General features: G+C 61.7%; 17 protein-coding genes. 5 read left to right on the forward strand and 12 right to left on the reverse strand.

What is annotated here, in order from left to right:
• Position 1 precedes the first annotated feature (1 nt).
• The 8 genes from HU742_RS12030 to HU742_RS12065 form a co-directional block, all read right to left on the reverse strand.
• Complete coding sequence (locus HU742_RS12030) at positions 2-820, reverse strand: ABC transporter substrate-binding protein (protein WP_186632083.1); 819 nt, start codon at positions 818-820, stop codon at positions 2-4.
• A gap of 231 nt (positions 821-1,051) precedes the next feature.
• Complete coding sequence (locus HU742_RS12035) at positions 1,052-1,801, reverse strand: AraC family transcriptional regulator (protein WP_186632086.1); 750 nt, start codon at positions 1,799-1,801, stop codon at positions 1,052-1,054.
• Positions 1,802-2,878: 1,077 nt separating this feature from the next.
• On the reverse strand, positions 2,879-4,135 hold the full coding sequence (locus HU742_RS12040; protein WP_186642638.1) for an NAD(P)/FAD-dependent oxidoreductase: 1,257 nt from the start codon (positions 4,133-4,135) through the stop codon (positions 2,879-2,881).
• Complete coding sequence (locus HU742_RS12045) at positions 4,132-4,368, reverse strand: 2Fe-2S iron-sulfur cluster-binding protein (RefSeq protein ID WP_186632092.1); 237 nt, start codon at positions 4,366-4,368, stop codon at positions 4,132-4,134. The genes HU742_RS12040 and HU742_RS12045 overlap by 4 nt, the downstream gene beginning before the upstream one ends.
• Positions 4,361-5,476, reverse strand: coding sequence for an FAD-dependent oxidoreductase (locus tag HU742_RS12050; RefSeq protein ID WP_186632095.1), 1,116 nt, complete (start codon positions 5,474-5,476; stop codon positions 4,361-4,363). Before HU742_RS12050 ends, HU742_RS12045 begins: the two co-directional genes overlap by 8 nt.
• Complete coding sequence (locus tag HU742_RS12055; RefSeq protein ID WP_186632098.1) at positions 5,473-6,405, reverse strand: 4-hydroxyproline epimerase; 933 nt, start codon at positions 6,403-6,405, stop codon at positions 5,473-5,475. Before HU742_RS12055 ends, HU742_RS12050 begins: the two co-directional genes overlap by 4 nt.
• Before the next feature lie 111 nt (positions 6,406-6,516).
• Positions 6,517-7,188 carry an FCD domain-containing protein gene (locus tag HU742_RS12060; protein WP_186632101.1) on the reverse strand — a complete coding sequence of 224 codons (672 nt, stop codon included), beginning with the start codon at positions 7,186-7,188 and terminating at the stop codon, positions 6,517-6,519.
• Between the two features lie 85 nt (positions 7,189-7,273).
• Positions 7,274-8,440: an MFS transporter gene (locus HU742_RS12065; protein WP_186642639.1), complete on the reverse strand. Its 1,167-nt coding sequence runs from the start codon at positions 8,438-8,440 to the stop codon at positions 7,274-7,276.
• 135 nt (positions 8,441-8,575) lie between these two features.
• Here HU742_RS12065 and HU742_RS12070 point away from each other — a divergent pair, with 135 nt between their 5' ends.
• A complete protein-coding gene (locus HU742_RS12070) occupies positions 8,576-9,988 on the forward strand; it encodes an aminotransferase-like domain-containing protein (protein WP_186632107.1) in 1,413 nt (470 codons plus the stop codon).
• A gap of 79 nt (positions 9,989-10,067) precedes the next feature.
• Positions 10,068-12,197 (forward strand): TonB-dependent siderophore receptor, encoded by a 2,130-nt coding sequence (locus HU742_RS12075; RefSeq protein WP_186642640.1) that lies wholly within the window; start codon positions 10,068-10,070, stop codon positions 12,195-12,197.
• Positions 12,198-12,252: 55 nt separating this feature from the next.
• Here the strand turns inward: HU742_RS12075 and HU742_RS12080 are convergent, their stop codons facing one another.
• Positions 12,253-12,987: an SDR family NAD(P)-dependent oxidoreductase gene (locus HU742_RS12080; RefSeq protein WP_186642641.1), complete on the reverse strand. Its 735-nt coding sequence runs from the start codon at positions 12,985-12,987 to the stop codon at positions 12,253-12,255.
• Between the two features lie 222 nt (positions 12,988-13,209).
• The gene (locus tag HU742_RS12085) at positions 13,210-13,416 is read right to left on the reverse strand and encodes a tautomerase family protein (RefSeq protein ID WP_186642642.1); all 207 of its coding nucleotides are present in this window, start codon (positions 13,414-13,416) and stop codon (positions 13,210-13,212) included.
• 125 nt (positions 13,417-13,541) lie between these two features.
• On the opposite strand from HU742_RS12085, the gene HU742_RS12090 reads away from it, so the two are divergent.
• Positions 13,542-14,465, forward strand: a complete 924-nt coding sequence (locus HU742_RS12090) for a LysR family transcriptional regulator (RefSeq protein ID WP_186642643.1) — start codon at positions 13,542-13,544, stop codon at positions 14,463-14,465.
• 163 nt (positions 14,466-14,628) lie between these two features.
• Here the strand turns inward: HU742_RS12090 and HU742_RS12095 are convergent, their stop codons facing one another.
• On the reverse strand, positions 14,629-15,060 hold the full coding sequence (locus HU742_RS12095; RefSeq protein ID WP_186632122.1) for a nuclear transport factor 2 family protein: 432 nt from the start codon (positions 15,058-15,060) through the stop codon (positions 14,629-14,631).
• A gap of 147 nt (positions 15,061-15,207) precedes the next feature.
• Positions 15,208-16,104, reverse strand: coding sequence for a LysR family transcriptional regulator (locus HU742_RS12100; RefSeq protein ID WP_186642644.1), 897 nt, complete (start codon positions 16,102-16,104; stop codon positions 15,208-15,210).
• A gap of 199 nt (positions 16,105-16,303) precedes the next feature.
• Between HU742_RS12100 and HU742_RS12105 the strand changes: the two genes are divergently transcribed.
• Complete coding sequence (locus HU742_RS12105; protein WP_225923621.1) at positions 16,304-17,611, forward strand: MFS transporter; 1,308 nt, start codon at positions 16,304-16,306, stop codon at positions 17,609-17,611.
• Positions 17,608-18,882 (forward strand): glucarate dehydratase family protein, encoded by a 1,275-nt coding sequence (locus HU742_RS12110; RefSeq protein WP_186642646.1) that lies wholly within the window; start codon positions 17,608-17,610, stop codon positions 18,880-18,882. Before HU742_RS12105 ends, HU742_RS12110 begins: the two co-directional genes overlap by 4 nt.
• Positions 18,883-19,182 lie beyond the last annotated feature (300 nt).

Consider the following 19,182-nt stretch of genomic DNA (forward strand, 5'->3'; position numbering starts at 1 on the left):
CTCAGTAGTAGACCTGGGGCACGGTCAGGTTGGCCGGCGGGATTTCGGTGCCGACCCATTTGACGAACAGCTCCTTGTACCGGCCGGTGCGCACCTGTTGGTTGACGAAGAGGTTGAGGTAATTGATCAGGCCATATTCGCTGCGCTTGGCGCCGAGGGACACGTAGTCGATGACATAAGGCGCATCACCGGCGATTTTCAAACCCTTGTACTTGCCCGACTTGATCGTCGCGGCGGCCACGGTGTTGGTCACCACGGTCGCATCGATGTGCCCCTGGGCAACCGCCAACAGGGTGTCGTTCTGCGATTGATACGCGCGAAAGCTACCGCTGCCCCAGCTCTTCTGGTCTTTTTCCAGGGCAATGGCTTCATAGGTGCTGCTGGTGTTGCCGAGTTTCTTGCCCTTGAGGTCGGCGTAGCTGTTGATGCCGGTGTCGTCGCGGGTCAGCACGACCATCTGGAAGGCGAAGTAGGGAACGGTCAGGCCAACGGTCTTGGCCCGCTCCAAGGTGTCGGAGGTGGAGGCGACGATCACATCGGCGCGGCCTGAAAGCAGCGCGGGGATTCGGTCGGAGAACGGCGTTTCAACCACTTCGGCATCGACGCCGAGGACCTTCGCCAGGTCGTGACAATAGTCAACGTCGAAGCCGGCAGGCTTGTTGCTTTCATCGCGAAAGCCCATGGGCGGGAAATCCAGGGTCACGGCGCAACGCAGTTTGCCCGAACCGATGATGTCGTCGAGCTTGTCAGCCTGGGCGGGAAGGGAGAGCAGAGGGAAAAGCACAACGCTGAGGGCTACGGCCAATGCAGGGTTTTTCATAAATGCCTCGCTGTCGAATAAATGCGGTGAGATATCGTATTGAGGATTTCGTATACGATATTAGATAAGCAAATGGCGTGCCTCTTTGCCTTTATTCCGAGCTTGTCGATAAGCCGTTGATAAACATTGTTTTACTGGATTGTGAGCGCATCAGCATCCGGTGGGGACACGCAGGCACGGTGTTACAGATGGGAGCAATCGCGCCAATAAACGCCCTGTAAAGGAACAGCTTCAGGGCAGGTTTTCACGGTACTGACTCGGCGAAAGGCTGGTCAGCGCGCGGAACTGGCGGCTGAACGCACTGTGGTCGGTGTATCCACAGCGCAGGGCGATCTCGGTGATGGGCAGGTCCTTTTCCAACAGCAGTCGCGAAGCCTCGTCAAGCCGCGCTTTTTGGATCATCTGGCGCGGCGTGAGTTGGAAGATGCGTTTGCAGTGTCGCTCCAGTTGCGCCACTGAAAACCCGGCAATGGCGGTCAGCTCGGCGAGGCTGATGGGGCGAGCGAAGTGCTGCTTGATGTGCGCGTCCACCGCAGCCAGCTTCTGAAAAGCCGGGTGGCCCGATTGCGGTCGTTGCAGATCGCGAGAGATGCCGGCCAGACCGACAATTTGGCCGCCGGGTTCGTGCAGGGCGAGTTTGTGGGTGAGGCACCACACGGGCTGATTGCCGTAGTAAAGGTGCAGTTCGAGTTGGTCGGCCAGCTCTCGTCCGCTGGCGAGCACTCGTCGATCCTGCTCGGTGTACAGCGGGCCGAAGCGCTCCGGGAATACTTGTTCGGCGGTGAGGCCGATCAGATCGTCGCTGTGCTTGAAACCGCAGCGCCGGGTGAGGGTTCGGTTGACGAAGGCGTAGCGGGCTTGACGGTCCTTGATGAAGAACACCGTGTCCGTGAGGGTGTCGAGCAAGGGTGCTATGGGTTTCAGGCTTTCCAGCAAGGTGTCGAGGTTGCACGGTGCGAAGGATGAGAGCGAGGGGTACATGGCCTGCTTCGTCTTTTTTTGGTGAGGGGGTGAGTGTTGATTGAGGGGGATGTGTTTGTCACGTGTTCGTCTGGGGATTGATGTTTGTCGTGGGGCGTTTTTTGCGTACATATCCGTTTTTGTGGTTGTGGCTGCTAATGGTTTCGCTTTTACAGCGACTCACTTTTATGAAGCGTAAAAGTAAGCAAAACGCTTTTGCCCCACCACTTGGTGCCTCGCTAAGGCTCGGCATGCCCTCACTCCGGCATTGCTCCGTGGGCCCGCCGCGAGGCCCATCCATGGGCCAGCGCGGCTATCCCGGCATCCATGCCGGGATACCCACTCCACAACGCCTGCGTTCGGCCAGCGTGGTTAACGGGGCGCCGAGATCAACGTCCACCGCGAGGCGGCCTTATAGCCGACCTGGTTTTGGTTGGGATCGCGTTTCTCCCGTGAGTACGGGTTTGCTCGCGATGGCAGTTGGCAGGATGACGAAAGTACCTTGGTTTTCACTCCCACAAGCAAATGCCGCTTTCGAAAGCAAACGATAAACCTGTGGCGAGGGAGCTTGCTCCCGCTGGGCTGCGCAGCAGACCCAAAACCGTTCAGCAAGGTGTATCTGGATAATCGCAGGGTTGCATTTTACGACTGCTGCGCAGCCGAGCGGGAGCAAGCTCCCTCGCCACGGGGGTATCGTTTTTCTTGAGTTCAGCAGGTCTTTCGAAGACCAAGACCTCCCACAGGAGGAACGCGATCACCTACAGACAGGTCGGCTATCAGGCCGCCTCGTGGTGGACGTTGATCTCGGAGCCCCGTTAACCACGCTGGCTGAACGAAGGTATTGCGCAGTGGGCAACCCGGCATGGATGCCGGGTTAGCCGCGCTGGGCCATGGATGGCCCTTCGCGGCGGCCCACGGAGCAATGCCTTCGTTCAGGCACACCGAGCCTAGGCGAGGTGCCGAGTGGTGGGGCAAAAGCGTTTTGCTTACTTTTACGCTTCATAAAAGTGAGTCGCTGTAAAAGCGAAACCATTAGCAGCCTTCACCAAAAAACCGGATATACACGCAAAAATCCGAAAAACACCACCAGACGCGCACTCAAGCAGGTGGAGTCTCTTCCAGGCACAGCAGCGTCTCAATCCGCGCCGGACTAAACGGCGGACGCGGAAGGGGCGGCGTCCAGCCCAGCAAATGCTCAAGCGCCGCACCACAAACCCGCCCCTGACAAGCCCCCATCCCACAACGACTCGCCAGTTTGGCCTCACGCCAGTTCCCACGACTGCTCAGCTCGCCAAAAGACACGTCCTCACAGCGACAAACCAACGTGTCATCCCGAACCAACTGCTTCAAGCGCACATCCAGCTCAAAGGCAGTATTCAGCGACCGGGCAAAACCTTGCCAGCGTGTACGACGAGACCACAGGCGTTCCGCTGCCAAGGCATCCCCAACGGCAGCATGGCCGGCGATGGCACCTTCCACCAAGGCCAGTTCGCTGCCGCCGAAACCGGTGCATTCACCTGCGGCATAGTGCTGAGGGCGAGTGGTGGCTTGCCAGGCATCGACCGCCAGGGCCTGTGCGTCAAGGCCGCAGCCCAATGCCTGGCCCAGCTGGGTATTGGGAACAAGGCCGAAGCCACAGGCCAACCGGTCGACGGCCAGTTCCACGGTTTTGCCGTGTTGCAGCAGGCGCACGCCTTCGAGCTTGTCTGTTCCGAACGCTTCCAGCACGTGGGTGGCGGTGCGGTAGTGCCCGTCGAACAGGCTGAACGATTGCAGGAATTTACCCGGCCAGCGCGGCAGTTGCATGGCGAAACCGGCCACGGCGCAGCGGCTGGCCTGTTCGGCGATTCGTAGCACCTGCGCCCCGTGATGTCTCGCCGTGGCCGCGCTGGCCAGCAACAGCGGGCCGCTGCCGGCCACAACCAGGCGTTCGCCACGCACCGGCAAGCCGCCCTTGATCAGCGCTTGCAGACCGCCGGCGCCGGTGACGCCGGGCAGCGTCCAGCCGGGGAAGGGCAGCAGCAGCTCGCGGGCGCCGGTGCAGAGGATCAAGCGGTCGTAGCTGATCAGCCAACCCCGTTCGGCATCTTCCACCAGCAGGGTTTTCTCAGCGGCACTGGCGATCACCCGGGTGCCGGTGCGGCACTGTATGTTGCGGCAACCCTGCAAGCGGTCGCGTAGCCGACGTGCTTCGGTGGGGAGGTGGGCTTGGGGACCGTCGCGCCAGATCTGTCCGCCCGGGATCGGGTTATCGTCCAGTAGGACGATGCGTAAGCCGCTGCTTGCCGCGGCCAGGGCCGCCGCCATGCCGGCAGGGCCGGCGCCGATGATCAGAATATCAGTGGATTCGTTCATGGTCGGGTGCGCACCTGCATGCCTTCGTGGCATAGCGTCTGGCAGGCCAGCCGCCGACGGCCGTCGATCATCACCCGGCATTCCTGGCAGACGCCCATGCCGCACAAGGGCGCGCGACGCTGGCCGGTCACCGAGGTGCGGCTGCAGCCGTCCGCGCCCAGGGCCAACGCCGCCGCGACGCTGGTGCCGTCGGCAACCGACAATGGACGGCCATCGAGGAATAATTCAGGCATGGGCAGGTTCTCCCAGGAAGCGCTGTGGCAGGTAAGGCTGCGGGGCAAGCGGCGAAGCTTCGTTGAACAGCTGCGCGGCCAGCAGATCGGCGGTCGCAGGGGCAGTGGTCACGCCCAGTCCTTCATGACCCACCGCCAGCCACAGGCCCTTGCGCTGTGGATGTTGACCCACCAGTGGCAGGCCGTCGGGGCTCGCCGCGCGAAAACCGGTCCAGGCCCGAATGCCGTTGAGCTGTGCCAGCCCTGGCATGTAGTCCACGGCGCGCTTGAGCATCTTTGCCAACATCCAGCCTTCCACCTGTGGATCGACGTTGCCAAATTGCCGCGAGGCGCCGATGAACAGTTGCCCGGTGGGTCGCGGCTGGATATTGCACGCCACCGATGGCCCGCTGGCGTTGTGGGCGCTGGTGACATAGCCCAGCTCGACCAGTGTGTGGGTGACGGTGGCGGGGTAGCGATCGGTGATCAACAGATGCCCTTTCTTGGGTTCGATCGGCAGCTCCGGGCACAGCTCGGTGGCCTGGATGCCGTTGGCCAGCACCACGGCTTCGGCGCTCAGCCAGCGACCATCGGCGAGGCGTACGCGGTGGCCGTCGACTTCGCTGACTTCGGCACGCTGTTGGCAAATGTTGTCGTGATCGAGCATCCACTGGGCAGCGGCGGGCGCATAGAGAATGCCGTCGCCCTTGATCAGCAACCCACCTTCCAGGCCTGCCCGCAGTTCCGGTTCGCGCTGGTGCAGCGCGGCGCAACCGAGCAATTCGCAGGCCTCGCCATGGGCTATCAGGTTCAGGTATTTGCTGTGGGCCACGGCCATTTCTTCGGCGTTGGCCGCCAGCCACAGCGTACCGTTATTGCGCCAGGCGCAGCTTTGGGGCAGATCGGGCGCCAGTTCGCGCCATCGCTGCAGGGAATATTGGCTCAGGGCCAGTTCCGCCGGGTTGTCGTCGAGCACCAGCAGATGGCCCATGCCGGCGGCCGTGGCGCCGTGCCAACCGGCGTCCAGCACCAGCACCCGCAAGCCACGCCGGGCCAAGGTCCGGGCGCAGGCGGCGCCGATGATCCCGGCGCCGATGATGATCACATCGGCGGCGTGGCCTTCGTTCACGAACGAATGCCCCAGGCGAACGGGTCGTCCGGGTCGATGATCAGTGTGGACTCCGCGCTGATGTAGGCTCGGCCGCGAATGGTCGGCACGATGCGCTCGCCCGAGCGCTCATAAGAACCTTCGAATTGGCTGCCGATAACACTGGCCTGGCGCCAGATCTGCCCGGGCTGCAGTTTGCCGTCGGCCGCCAGGCACGCCAGTTTGGCGCTGGTACCGGTGCCGCACGGAGACCGGTCATAGGCCTTGCCTGGGCAGAGCACGAAGTTTCGGCTGTCGGCATGGGGATCCTCGGCGAACAGTTCGATGTGGTCGATCAGCCCGCCGTCTTCGCCACGAAAGCCTTGTTGCTCCAAAGCCTGCTGGACCGCAAAGGTGTAGGCGGTCAGCGCGTCGAGGTTGTCACCGGCCACGCGCTGGCCGTGGTCGGCGACCAGGAAAAACCAGTTGCCGCCCCACGCCACATCGCCCACCACCGGGCCGATGCCGGGCACTTCCAGGCGCAGCGCCTGGCGATAACGGTAGGCCGGTACGTTGCGCACGCTGACGCTGTGATCGTCATGCAGCGTCGCCTGCACGGTGCCCACCGGCGTTTCGATGCTGTGCACGCCGGGACCGATCCTGCCCAGATGCGCGAGTGACGCCACCAGGCCGATGGTGCCGTGGCCGCACATGCCCAGGTACCCGCTGTTGTTGAAGAAGATCACCCCGGCACAGGCCGACGGGTCCACCGGTTCGCAGAGCAAGGCGCCCACCAGCACATCGCTGCCGCGTGGTTCCAGCACGCACGCGGTGCGCCAGGCGTCATGCTGGTCGGCCAGCCGTTGCCGGCGCTCGGCCATGCTGCCTTGGCCCAAGTCGGGGAAACCTTCGGTGACCAATCGGGTCGGTTCGCCGCCGGTGTGGGAGTCGATCACGGTGATGCGTTTCATGGCGCCACGTCCGTTCAGGTGAGTGAAGGCAAGCGTGGCCCGTGTCGAGGGCTGGCGGCTTGAGGGTTTTATCTGCCGTGCGTGACGAAATCGGCACAGCGCCAAGATGCATTACCGACTCGAAGGCAGAAACTCGAACAGCGTCTTGCAGACACCGGCGATATGCTCGTCCAGCAGTTTTACCGCACGCTCTACGTCACCGGCGCGGCAGGCATCAACGATGTCCCGGTGCTCATGATCGGCGCGCTCCTTGCCGGCGGACAGGCTCATCTGCATGCGCAGGTAACGTTCCAGCTTGTCGTGGACCGAGCGGATCAACCCCACCATGAAGGGCCGTTGCGCCGGTTCGTAGAGGCAGGCGTGCAGCTGCCAGTTCAGCTCTGCCCAGCGGCCGACGTCGTCTTCACCGATGAATTCCCGGCAGATGCTTTCAGCCCGGGCGAAGGTCGCTTCGGTCATGTTGGGAATCGCCAGGCGCAGGACTTTGTCCTCCAACAACATCCGCACCTCGAACATCTGCGCCAGCTCAGCCTCGGACATGCGCGTGACCATGGCGCCGCGGTTGCGCTGGAACATCACCAACCCTTCGGCCTCCAGGCGCTTGAGGGCTTCGCGCACGGGGATCTTGCTGACGTTGAACTGCCGGGCGATGTCGTCCTGGCGAATCGGCTCGTCCTCGGCAAAATGTCCGGCCACGATGGCATCGCGCAGATGCCGGGTGATGATTTCCGAGGTGGAAGGGGTGTTGCCCAGATCAGGCAGATTGAACTTGGATAAAGTCACGGCGGCAGGTCGTTCGGCTGATTTGGGGATATGGTATACGAATTTGTCGCCGATAAATCCCCTTGCCATTTAAGTGGGCGTGCGTTCAGCCATGAGACGGTTGGGCGATGAAAGCAGCTGTCCGCACGATTAGCAGCCCGGTGATAGAGGCACCTGCCAGCAGCGCCAGGCCGAACACGATCAGCGCCACATCAGCGCCGAAATGATCGGCCAGCAACCCCGTCACCACTACCGGGATACTGAACCCGACATAGGCGAACAGGAAGAATCCGGCCGTGACCCGGGCCTTCTGCGCACCGGCCATGGCGGTGATGGCCGACAATCCACCCAAGTAAAGAAAACCGTAGCATGCGCTGCTGGCGCCCAGCGCACCCAACAACACGGCGGGCAGCGAACCCTCGCTCGCGCCCCAGGCCAGCAGGGCGTAACTCAGAGGCAAAACCAACAATCCCAATCCGGTGGCCCTGGCCGGATGCATGCGGCGTACCCAGGGCTGAAAGACCAACCCACAGCTGATGACCGTGAATGTCGACAGGCCGGACCATTGCTGCAAGTCATGAGCGGCGAGCACCGAAGGCAGGATGGCGATCACCAGGCCCGACGTCGCCCAGGCCAGCAGCATGGAGAAGCTGTAGGGTAGGCTGCCACTCGGAAACACAGGCAGGCGTAGCAACGGCGCATGCTTGATTCTCTCGGCGGGGTCCGGCAGGCGCCAGACCACGACCAGGGCCAAGGCAGCGAGCATCAACTGCAACCAGAAGCTGCCAGGCGTGACGCTGGGAAGGGCGAGCAAAAACAGGCTGGTCAACGCCGCGCCCAGGCCAAAACCCAGCGACGTACTGGCCGTGACTCGGTTAGCCGGCGAACGGGCGTCGCACGTCGGCATCAGCTCCATCATGTACGCAGTCGAGGTCGCCGAGGCCAGCCCGGTCCCGACGCCCATCAACAGGCGCGCCACGCCCAGGGCGATCAGGTTCGGCCAAAGCATCGTGACCACCGTCGCCAGCATCGACAGGCCAAGCGCCGCAAGGATCAGCGGCTTGCGGCCCACCCGGTCGGCCAATCCGCCGAAGGCCAGCAGCACCGGCAACACGCCCAGCACATACCCGGAAAACGCCACTGCCGTGGCAGCGGCGCCGTAGCCGGACAACTGCGCATAAGTGGTGTACAGCGGCGCCTGCAGATTGACCGCCAGGGTGATCAGGCAAAGACCGAAAGCCAATCCCCATGAGTGTCGTTGCTGTGTGTTCAAAAGTGTTCCTTAGCCGCAGTAGAGAGTCCTTGGGACTATCACGGCAGGGCACCGCGCAAACAAGGAACAGACGGTCGCCTTTTATGCTTAACTGTTCGTCAGAAATGAGCGAACACTTGATCGAGAACCCGCGCCATGGACCTGAAGATCGATCGCAACGCAAAGGGGCCGCTGCTGCGGCACCTCGTCGCCCAAATCACGGGCTGGATCAACACCCATGGCGTCCGCGCCGGCGCTCGAATGCCTTCGATCCGCCAACTGGCAACGGAAAATGACCTGAGCCTGTCGAGCGTGATCAAGGCTTATGACCAGTTGGTGGCGAGCGGGGTGCTGGAATCCCGGCATGGCTCGGGTTTCTTCGTGGCGCAACAGTTGCCCGAGGCGTTGGCGCCGGAAGTCGAAGAAACGCTCGCGTGGCCGTTATTCGATCACCAATCGACGCAACTCAAGCTAGGGTGCGGCTGGCTGCCGGACGCGTGGCGCGACGACACTGATCTGGCCCAGGCGATTCGCCAGGTGGTGCGCAGCGACAATCAGGCGCTGTTCAACTACAGCACGCCGTTGGGCTCCGCTCATCTGCGGCTGCACATCCAGAAGCGGCTGGGCCTGATCGACATTCATGTCGATCCCCGTCAGATCCTCACCACCCAAGGCGCCAGCCACGGTCTCGACCTGTTGGTGCGCACGCTGCTCAAGCCGGGTGACCTGGTGCTGGTGGAAAGCCCTGGTTATTACAACCTGTTCAACCTGCTGAAGTTGCACGGGGTCAGGACCCTGTCGGTCCCGAGAACCGCGCAAGGGCCGGACATCGCCAGCCTGGAGCGGCTGCTCGAAGAGCATCGACCGTCGTATTTCTTCATCAATAGCATGTACCAGAACCCCACCGGCACGAGCCTGGCGCCCAGCGTGGCGTATCGCCTGTTGCAACTGGCGACACTGCATGACTTTCGTCTCATCGAGGACGATATCTACGCCGATTTCCAGAACGGCCCGACGTCTCGCCTGGCCTCCCTCGACGCCCTGGACCGGGTGATATACCTGGCGAGTTTTTCCAAGACGTTGTCCAGTTCGTTGCGCATCGGTTACGTGGTCGCCCAACCCGAAATCATCAACCGCCTGGCCGAAATCAAAATGGTCACCGGTATCGGCTGCTCATTGCTGGCGGAAAACGTCGTGGCAACCTTGTTGGCCAACGGCGCGTATCGCAAGTTGATCCAACGCTTGCGCCTGCGCTTGAACAAGCAGATGGCGAGCACGCTGCGGCAGCTCGATCCGGCTTATTGGCAGGTCTTCGCCGAACCGAGCGGAGGCCTGTTCGTGTGGGCCAGGCCCCGGCACGTGTCGGCCGAGCGGGTGCAGCAGATCGCCGCGCAACTGCAAGTGCAGTTGTCCCGGGGTTCGACGTTCTTGCCTCAAGGTGAAGCGTGTGACTGGTTGCGGTTGAATGTGGCGTACACCCAGGATGCCCGTGCGCAGTCTTTTTTCAGACAGATCGAGAGTGAGTCGACAATTGGCACAACGGTACTAATGGGAATGGATATCAAATAGGAATGAGTTACTGTATCCTTCGCGACACATTCTTGTCGGTCCAGAGGGGCCGACGTTCTTTGGTTAGGATTGTGCGTCGATGCGTCGGATACTCGTTTCACTGTGTGTGCTCCAGGCTTATTCCATTCCCACGTGGGCAAACGAGCCCAGCCCTGCAGACAGGGCACCTCTGGAGCTGCAAGCCACCGATATCGTAGGCACCGCGGATTTCGAAACCGCCCAGGGACCTGTGAAGGGTTATCGCGCGACCCGTTCGGCCAGTGCCACGCGTACCGACACCGCGATCCATGAAACCCCGCAGTCCATCTCTGTCGTGTCCCGCGACGTCGTCGAAGACCTCAGCGCCACTCGCCTGCAAGACGCTCTCGATTACGCCGGCGGCGTAGGCCGGGCCAACAACTTCGGCGGCCAGGGCTTGACCACGTTTACCGTGCGCGGCTTCACCACGGGTGAGTTCTACCGCAACGGTTTCCCGATCAATCGTGGCTACCCGAACATGCCCGACGCCAACACCATCGAGCGACTGGAAGTCTTGCGCGGTCCGGCGACGATGCTTTATGGCCGTGGCGATCCCGGCGGCACTTTCAACGTGGTTTCCAAGCAACCGCTGGCCGAGCGCGCAGTGACCCTGGGCAGCCAGGTCAGCGACCAAGGGATGCGCCGAGGCACTCTGGACGCGTCCGGCCCCTTGGACGAAGAAGGGCGGTTGGCGTATCGCCTGAATGTGATCGGCGAGGGCGGCGACACGTTCCGCGACGATGTCGAGACCGAACGCTATGGCGTTGCGCCCGTGGTCTCCTGGCAGGTCAACGACACCACGCGCCTGATCTTCGAAGGCGATTTCATGCGCAACAATCATCCCCTGGACCGTGGCTTGACCCACTACGCCGGGCAGCGTGGCACGGCGTCCCGCGACACTTTTTTCGGCGAAAAAGACGTCGGCAAACTGCACAACGACAACAGCATGCTGCAGGTGCGTTTCGAGCACATGCTCAACGACGACTGGACCCTGGCCGGCGGCACCCAGTGGCTTGACGGGACGCTTCAAGGCAACGCGGTCGAAGGCAACGGCATCGCCGCCGACGGGCGCACCCTGGGGCGAAATTTCAACTACCGCAAGCTCGAATGGACTGACCGTGACACCCAGCTCAACCTCACCGGGCATTTCTCTACCGGCGGGTTCGAGCACACGCTGTTGACCGGCGTGGAGTATGAAGATTATGACTACCAGTCGATCATTCGCCGCTCGTCCGGCGCCGTCGGTGCCTATCCGATCGACATCTTCGATCCGGTGTCCGGTCAGCCACGCCCGGCATTGACCCGCACGCCCACCGACGACCAGGAAAACCTCAAGACGTTTGGTGTGTTCGTCCAGGATCAAGTGGCGCTGACCGAGCGTTTGAAGGTGTTGGCTGGTGCGCGTTTCGAGCGGTTCGAGCATCAATATGAGACGTTCGTAACTAAAACTGGTAACTGGGATGCGAGCCACAATGCTGTGACGCCACGCTTGGGTGTGATCTACGACCTGACCGACACAGTGGCGGTTTACGCCAATACCGCTCGTTCGTTCAAACCCAACACTGGTCGCAGCAGTGCCGGGGGAGGGTTTAAGCCGGAAGAGGGCAAATCCTACGAAATGGGCGTCAAGTGGGAGGCGCTGGATCGCCAGTTGAGCGTCGATGCTGCGGTATACCAGATAGAGAAACGTAACGTGTTAACCAATGATCCGGCGGACCCTGACTTCAAGGTGGCCGCCGGCGAAGTTCGCAGCCGTGGCTTCGACCTGAACGTGGCGGGCAACCTGACACCCGAGTGGCGCATCATCGGCGGCTACGCCTACGTGGATGCCGAAGTGACCAAGGACACCAACATCCCCACCGGCACTCGTTTGCTCAACGTGCCCAAGAACACCTTCAGCCTGTTGAACATGTACGAGTTCCAAGACGGCGGCCTCAAGGGCCTAGGCCTGGGCGTGGGCACCAAGTACGTCGACGAGCGGGCCGGCAACACGGCGGCTACCACCTTCACTATGGACAATTACACCGTGGTCGACCTGCTTGGCTACTACAAGGTCAACGAGCGCATTCGTCTCAATCTGGACCTGAAGAACCTGTTCGACGCGGATTATGAAGAAGGCGCGTTTGGTGGCGTGTACGCCTACCCGGGCGCGCCGCGCACCGTGCAGGCGGGGATTTCCTACTCGCTGTAAATCCCCCGTTTTATAAAAAAACCTCGAAGGTCCTGCCTTCGGGGTTTTTGTTTTTTTACCACTTGCCGGTGCTCATCCCGCCGTCCACCGGCAGGATCGCACCGGTCGTAAAATCCGCGCCGGCGAGGTACAGCACGGCGTCGGCGATCTCGTCGATGGTGCCCACCCGACCGGCCGGGGCCAGGTTGTTGAGGAAATCGCGGTGCGCCGGGTCATGCATGGGCGTGTCGATGATGCCGGGTGCCACCGCGTTGACCTTGATGTTGTGGGGCGACAATTCCAGGGCCAGGGCGCGGGTCATCTGGTTCACACCGCCCTTGATCAGCACCGGCAGCGCCGCAGGCACTTGGATGTTCGGTTGCAGCGCTACCGAGGCGGAGATGTTGATGATGAAACCCTGCCGGCGGCTGATCATGTGGGCAGCAGCGGCCTGGCTGGCGTAAACCAGCCCTTTGAGGTTGGTGTCCAGCAGCGACTCGAGATCCTGGGGGCTGTATTCAACGAAGGGCTTTGGCAGGAAGAAACCGGCGTTATTGACCAGACCATCCACGGCACCGAAGGCTTCGATGGCTTTGCCGATGAGGGCGGTTGAAGTCGCAGGGTCGGCAATGTCGCCCGCCACACCGATGAAACTGGCTGGATGACCCAGTTGCCCCGCCGCGTCGTCCAGGCCAGCCTGGGAACGGGCGTTGCCCACTACGTTATAGCCGCGTGCCAGGAACGCCTTGACCAAGCCAAGGCCAATGCCGCTGGATGCGCCGGTGATGATGACGGTTTTTTGATTGCTCATGATATTGACTCCTGATCACGTTGAGTTGGGAACCGCTGCGGCGGTTTGGCCGCTGGTTGTGATCAGGGTATTGGTGCGCTTGGGTTTGATAAATATGGCTTCTGGTACTTGAGTTGATACGTGGTGTAATTAATGCTCGGCTTCGCTGTAAACAGTGCGGGATGAGGTCTGCAGGCACAAAAAAAGCCCGGTCATCGGGCCGGGCTCGGGAGGGACTGAATATTATTCCTTGGGTTGGCTTCGAAACTCCGTCGTCGTTATCCCTGCATAGCCCCAGTTATCGGTGCCGATTTCCTCGATCACGATGTGGGTCAGGTGTGGATCCTTGCCCAGCACGCGCTGCAAGGTTTCGGTGATTTCGGAAATCACCTGGGCTTTCTGCTCGCGGGTAACGCCATCGCGGGTAATACGAACGTTGACGAAAGGCATGCTGCACTCCAATTGAACAAATGTACGCAGGAAGAGCCCCGCGCAATCGAGGCCACTGTATTTATACGCCACGGGCTGATAAACAGGCATTGGGAATATTCAGTTGATACGCGGTGTAATGAATCATGAAGCGTCATTTCGAAGACTTGCAGTTGGGCAGCATCGAATTGTTCTGCCTGGCGGCGGAGGCGGGCAGTTTTACCGCGGCGGCCCAAATCGCGGGCGTTACCCCGGCGGCGGTGAGCCGTTCGATCTTTCGCCTGGAGGAGCGCCTGGGGTCGCGGCTGTTCGTGCGCACCACCCGCAGCATCCGGCTGACCGACGCCGGCCGGACCTATTTCGAGCAATGCCGCCAGGCGCTGACGCAACTGGTCGAGGCGCAACAGGAAATGATGGGCGCGCAGTCGGTGCCGTCCGGACAGCTGCGCATCAGCGTGCCCACGACCTACGGTCATCACCGTATCCTGCCGTTGCTGCCGATGTTTCGCGCGTTGTACCCGCAAGTCAGCGTGGACATCCATCTGAGCAACCGCAACATCGACTTCGTCGCCGAGGGTTACGACTTGGCGATACGGGTCCGGGCCCAGCCGGATTCCTCGATGATCGCCCGGTTGTTGGAGGATGCGCGGCTGGTGGTGGTCGCCGCGCCGGATTACTTGCGCAAGGCAGGCACGCCGCAGACGCTGGAGGACCTCGACGTACATGACTGCATCCAGTTTGAATTGCCCAGCAGCGGTCGCCGTATCTCCTGGCTGTTCAACGTCGAGGGCAAGGAGAGGGAAATAGTCGCCCAGGGGAGCTATTGCTGCTCTGACGATGTGCTGGGTGGGGTGACGCTGGCCAAGCATGGCGCGGGATTGTTCCAGACCTATCGGTTCATCGTTGAACGGGAATTGGCGGACGGGCAGTTGGTGGAAGTGCTTGCGCCTTTTTCCGGGCGCTCGCGGCCGTTCACCTTGCTGTATCCCCATGGCCGGTACGTGCCGCAGCGGGTGCGGGCGTTTGTGGATTTCCTGCTGGAGTACCGTACGCAGTGGGCCGGAGCCTGACGCAAGGCGCCAAGGCTGAAAAGGCATTCCTGTGGCGAGGGAGCTTGCTCCCGCTGGGCCGGTCCGACGCCTCGGGCGCAGCAGCCCCCAAATGTTGCGGTCGCTGCGCAACCGAGCGGGAGCAAGCTCCCTCGCCACGAAGGTTTCCCGACTTAACCAGAAATCAGAACCTGAACGCCTGACGGCCGATCAGCAGCCATTTGCCGTTCTGTTTCTGCCAGATCTGGAAGTTCTCGATTTCGGTCGGGACCACTTCGGTGCCCTTGAGCGCCTGCGCGGAGAAATGGTTTCGCACCAGCGCTACGTCGCCTGACAGGGTGATTTTCTGGTTTTTCATTTCCAGGGTCTTGAACGCGCTCTTGCCGGTTTCGATGTCCGCGATGAAGGCTTTCTTGTCCTGGATGTTGCCGCTGGAGTGGCCGTAGGTCAGGTTTTCGGCGGCCAGGGCCTGAAGCTGAGGGATGTCCTTATGCAGCATGGCCTGGGTCAGGTGATCGACCGCTTGGGCGACTTCTTTCTCGGCCGAGGCGGGGGCGGCGGCGACATAGCCGCTGAAGAGGCAAACGAAACTGACAAGCAGGGTTGCTTTTCTCATGGGTCTTTCCTTGTTGTTGTAGGTATCAGGAATGCGAGCGCTGGGTGCTCGTCGGTCATCGTACAACTTGTCAGGGAAGACTGGAATAGGCCGCTGCTAATGTGGCGAGCAAGCCAAGCTCTCTAGCCACAGGTTTCACTCCGGTAATCAAACCCCGTCCCTAACCGCCCCCCGAATCCCTTCCAGCAGCATGGTGAACGCCGGGTTGTCATTGTCCTCGCGCCACACCAAGTGCAGCTCGCTCTGCACGCCTTCGCCCAGGTCGATCTCGCGAAACACCACTTGCTTGAACACCACGCTGGTCGCACAACGCGGCACCAGCGCCAGGCCCATGCCGGCGTTGACCAGCGCCAGGATGGTCAGCGACGACCCCAGCCACTGCACGAACTGCGGCGCGACCCTGGCCGAGCGCAGCATGCCGGTGAGCAGTTCGTTGAAGGGCGGGTAGGCCGAGTGGGAGTACATGAGGAAGGGTTGCCCATCCAGGTCTTGCACGCTGACAGACTCGGCGCTCGCCAGCGGATGTCCGGCGGGCACCGCCAAAACGAACGGCTCGCGCACCAGGCATTCGGTGGCGTAGCCGGTTTCCAACAGCGGTGAGCGGACAATGCCCAAGTCGGTGCGTCGGGCACGCAGGGCTTCGTGTTGCTGGTAGGTGTTCATCTCCGACAGGACGATTTTCACCTGTGGCTGTTTCAGCCGCGCCTCGGCGATGACTTTGGGCAGGAATTCATACACCGCGCTGCCGACGAAGCTGATGGTGACCGAGCCGATGTCGCCTTGGGCGAAACGTTTGGCCGCCACGGCGGCCTGTTGCGCTTGTTGCAGCAGGTTCTGCGCTTCGATGAAAAACGCCCGGCCGGCGGCGGTGAGGGCGACACTGCGGGTGCTGCGAGTGAACAGCTCGACGCCCAGGTGATGTTCCAGCAATTGGATCTGCCGGCTCAAGGGTGGCTGGGTCATGTTCAGGCGTTCGGCGGCACGGCGAAAGTTGAGTTCGGTTGCCACGGTGGTGAAGCAGCGTAGCTGGGCCAGTTCAAACATTGATTCAATCCGGGTATCAATCAAGTGCCAACTTAGATTAGACGGGAACAATCCCCGGCGTCCATCATCGCACCGCTCCTCACAAAGAAACGCCCCACAAAAACAATATTGGGAGGCCCCCTTGAATCACGTTCCAGATTCAACCCTGGCCATCGCGGCGGCCAAGGTCAAACGTCATGTATTGCCGTTGGTGGTGGTGATGTTCATCGTCAATTACATCGACCGCGTCAACATCGGCTTCGTACGCAGCCACCTGGAAACCGACCTCGGTATCGGCGCCGCCGCCTATGGCCTCGGTGCCGGGCTGTTCTTCATCGGCTACGCGCTGTTCGAAGTCCCGTCCAACATGCTCCTGCAGCGCTACGGTGCGCGGGCCTGGCTGACGCGCATCATGTTCACCTGGGGCGCGGCGGCCATGGCCATGGCCTTTGTGCAAGGCGAGACCAGCTTTTATGTGCTGCGCTTCATCCTCGGCGCGGCGGAGGCGGGGTTCTTTCCCGGCATCATCTATTACTTCACCCAGTGGCTGCCGGCGAACGAGCGCGGCAAGGCGATGGCGATCTTCCTGAGCGGCTCGGCCATCGCTTCGGTGATTTCCGGACCGGTGTCCGGCGCCTTGTTGCACATCAGTGGGCTGGGCCTGCACGGCTGGCAGTGGATGTTCCTGATTGAAGGCGGCGCGTCCATCGTGCTGTGCGGGTTCGTCTGGTTCTGGCTGCAATCTCATCCCAGCCAGGCCAAATGGCTGACGGCCGAAGAGAAGACTGTCCTGATCGCCGCGATTGCCGAAGAACAGCGGGCGCGGGAGGCTGCGCAAGTGGTCAAGCCGTCAATGTTCAAGTTGCTTGCCGACCGACAGATTGCGCTGTTCTGCTTCATCTACTTTTCCATCGCCCTGACGATTTATGGCGCCACGTTCTGGCTGCCCAGCATGATCAAGAAAATGGGCAATCTGGGCGATTTCCAGGTCGGCTTGTTCAATTCCATCCCGTGGATCATTTCCATCGTCGCGATGTACGGCTTCGCCGCCCTGGCCGGTAAATGGAAATTCCAGCAGGCCTGGGTTGCGGTGACGCTGGTTATCGCCGCGTTCGGCATGTTCATGTCCACCACTGGCGGACCGATCTTCGCCTTCGTCGCCATCTGCTTCGCGGCGATCGGCTTCAAGGCTGCGTCGGCGTTGTTCTGGCCCATTCCCCAAGGTTATCTGGATGCGCGCATCGCGGCGGCGGTGATCGCCTTGATCAACTCCATCGGCAACCTCGGCGGCTTCGTTGCACCGACGGCCTTCGGCTTTCTCGAACAGACCACCGGGTCTATAGAAGGCGGCTTGTACGGATTGGCCATCACTTCGTTGGTCGCCGCCGTGGTGATCTTTTTCGCCCGCACCACACCCAAGCGCGACACCCCGGATTCATTGTCCGGCCGGCGTGAAAGCGTTGCCGACGCCCAATCACCAGAAAAACCCCAAGCCCTGAACCCTGGCCCATCGGGAGCCGCTGTATGAAGATCAAACGCGTCACTGTGACACCCATTGCCTTTCGCGATCCACCGCTGCTGAACGCCAGCGGCATCCACGAGCCGTTCGCGCTGCGATCGATCATCGAGATTGAAAGCGACAACGGCTACATCGGCCTCGGCGAGAGCTACGGCGATGCGCCGGCCCTGGCGATTCAGCAACAGGTCCAGAGCCAACTGATCGGCCTGGATCCGTTCAACCTCAACCAGTTGCGGGCTATCGTCCAGGCAACTGTCGCGGCCCATAAACCAGTGAGCGTCGCCGGTGCCGAACTGGCGCCGGGCTCCCATGCGAGCAAGGCGGTGAGCAACGCCTATTCCGCGTTCGAGGTCGCTTGCCTGGATTTGCAGGCGCACTACCTGAACGTGCCGCTGGTGGACTTGCTGGGCGGCGCTATCCGTGACGAGATACCGTTCAGCGCCTACCTGTTCTTCAAGTACGCCGAGCACATCGATTCGCCTTACCCGCCGGACAGTTGGGGCGAAGCGCTGAATGAGCAACAGATCGTCGCCCAGGCCCGGCGCATGATCGAGGAATACGGCTTCAAGAGCATCAAGCTCAAGGCCGGCGCCTTGGAGCCTGAGCATGAAGTCGCCTGCATCAAGGCGTTGAAGCAGGCGTTTCCCGGTCACCCGTTGCGCATCGATCCGAATGGCAACTGGTCGTTGGAGACTTCGATCCGCATGGCCGAGCTGCTCGGGGATGACTTGCAGTATTACGAGGACCCGACGCCTGGGCTGGAGGGCATGGCCGAGCTGCACAAACGTACGGGATTGCCGCTGGCGACGAATATGGTGGTGACCGATTTCGACGAGTTTCGCCGTAGCGTGGCCCAGGACAGCGTGCAGATCGTCCTCGCCGACCACCATTATTGGGGAGGGCTGCGGGACACCCAAGTGCTGGCGAAGATGTGCGACACCTTTGGCCTCGGGGTGTCGATGCATTCCAACTCGCACCTGGGCATCAGCTTGATGGCGATGGCCCACGTGGCGGCTTCGGTGCCGAACCTGGATTACGCCTGTGACACGCATTATCCCTGGCAGGAGCCGGATGAAGAGGTGATCAAGGGCGGCAAGCTGCCGTTTGTCGATGGCTGCGTGAAAATCACCCGGGCGCCGGGTCTCGGACTGGAGCTGGACCGCGATCAACTGGGCAAGCTGCATGAACAGTTCCTCAGTTGCGGCATTCGCCAGCGTGACGATGTCCGGCAGATGCGCCGCTACCGGCCGGATTGGAAAACCGTCAAGCCGCGGTTCTGATCTGAAGGCGAGGGGGCCTGCTGCGCAGGCCAGCGGGAGCAAGCTCCCTCGCCACAAGAGCGGGTCCGACTTCATTCCCAAGTACGGACACAGCCCCCGTGGCGAGGGAGCTTGCTCCCGCTGGGTTGCGCAGCAGCCCCAAAAACAGACAACTCGATGTCACTGCTCATTGAGTTCATCCTCCCTGCCGCACCCTGCGGCCCACACCAAAAGTACCGCGCCCCGCGCCATCGCCGTCGTACGCCAAAACTGCCGCGCCGGTCCTGCGCTGCCAAAGCACTCGCCAATCACCTCCAAGGC

The sequence above is a fragment of the Pseudomonas marvdashtae genome (assembly GCF_014268655.2).
GTDB classification, from domain to species: domain Bacteria; phylum Pseudomonadota; class Gammaproteobacteria; order Pseudomonadales; family Pseudomonadaceae; genus Aquipseudomonas; species Aquipseudomonas marvdashtae.

Excerpts from the sequence above, each read along its gene's own strand:
- HU742_RS12095 (WP_186632122.1), bottom strand. The coding sequence starts at position 15,060 with ATGAGAAAAGCAACCCTGCTTGTCAGTTTCGTTTGCCTCTTCAGCGGC.
- HU742_RS12055 (WP_186632098.1), bottom strand. The coding sequence starts at position 6,405 with ATGAAACGCATCACCGTGATCGACTCCCACACCGGCGGCGAACCGACC.
- HU742_RS12100 (WP_186642644.1), bottom strand. The coding sequence starts at position 16,104 with ATGTTTGAACTGGCCCAGCTACGCTGCTTCACCACCGTGGCAACCGAA.
- HU742_RS12045 (WP_186632092.1), bottom strand. The coding sequence starts at position 4,368 with ATGCCTGAATTATTCCTCGATGGCCGTCCATTGTCGGTTGCCGACGGC.
- HU742_RS12035 (WP_186632086.1), bottom strand. The coding sequence starts at position 1,801 with ATGTACCCCTCGCTCTCATCCTTCGCACCGTGCAACCTCGACACCTTG.
- HU742_RS12085 (WP_186642642.1), bottom strand. The coding sequence starts at position 13,416 with ATGCCTTTCGTCAACGTTCGTATTACCCGCGATGGCGTTACCCGCGAG.
- HU742_RS12110 (WP_186642646.1), top strand. The coding sequence starts at position 17,608 with ATGAAGATCAAACGCGTCACTGTGACACCCATTGCCTTTCGCGATCCA.
- HU742_RS12080 (WP_186642641.1), bottom strand. The coding sequence starts at position 12,987 with ATGAGCAATCAAAAAACCGTCATCATCACCGGCGCATCCAGCGGCATT.
- HU742_RS12090 (WP_186642643.1), top strand. The coding sequence starts at position 13,542 with ATGAAGCGTCATTTCGAAGACTTGCAGTTGGGCAGCATCGAATTGTTC.
- HU742_RS12070 (WP_186632107.1), top strand. The coding sequence starts at position 8,576 with ATGGACCTGAAGATCGATCGCAACGCAAAGGGGCCGCTGCTGCGGCAC.
- HU742_RS12030 (WP_186632083.1), bottom strand. The coding sequence starts at position 820 with ATGAAAAACCCTGCATTGGCCGTAGCCCTCAGCGTTGTGCTTTTCCCT.
- HU742_RS12075 (WP_186642640.1), top strand. The coding sequence starts at position 10,068 with ATGCGTCGGATACTCGTTTCACTGTGTGTGCTCCAGGCTTATTCCATT.
- HU742_RS12040 (WP_186642638.1), bottom strand. The coding sequence starts at position 4,135 with ATGAACGAATCCACTGATATTCTGATCATCGGCGCCGGCCCTGCCGGC.
- HU742_RS12105 (WP_225923621.1), top strand. The coding sequence starts at position 16,304 with ATGTTCATCGTCAATTACATCGACCGCGTCAACATCGGCTTCGTACGC.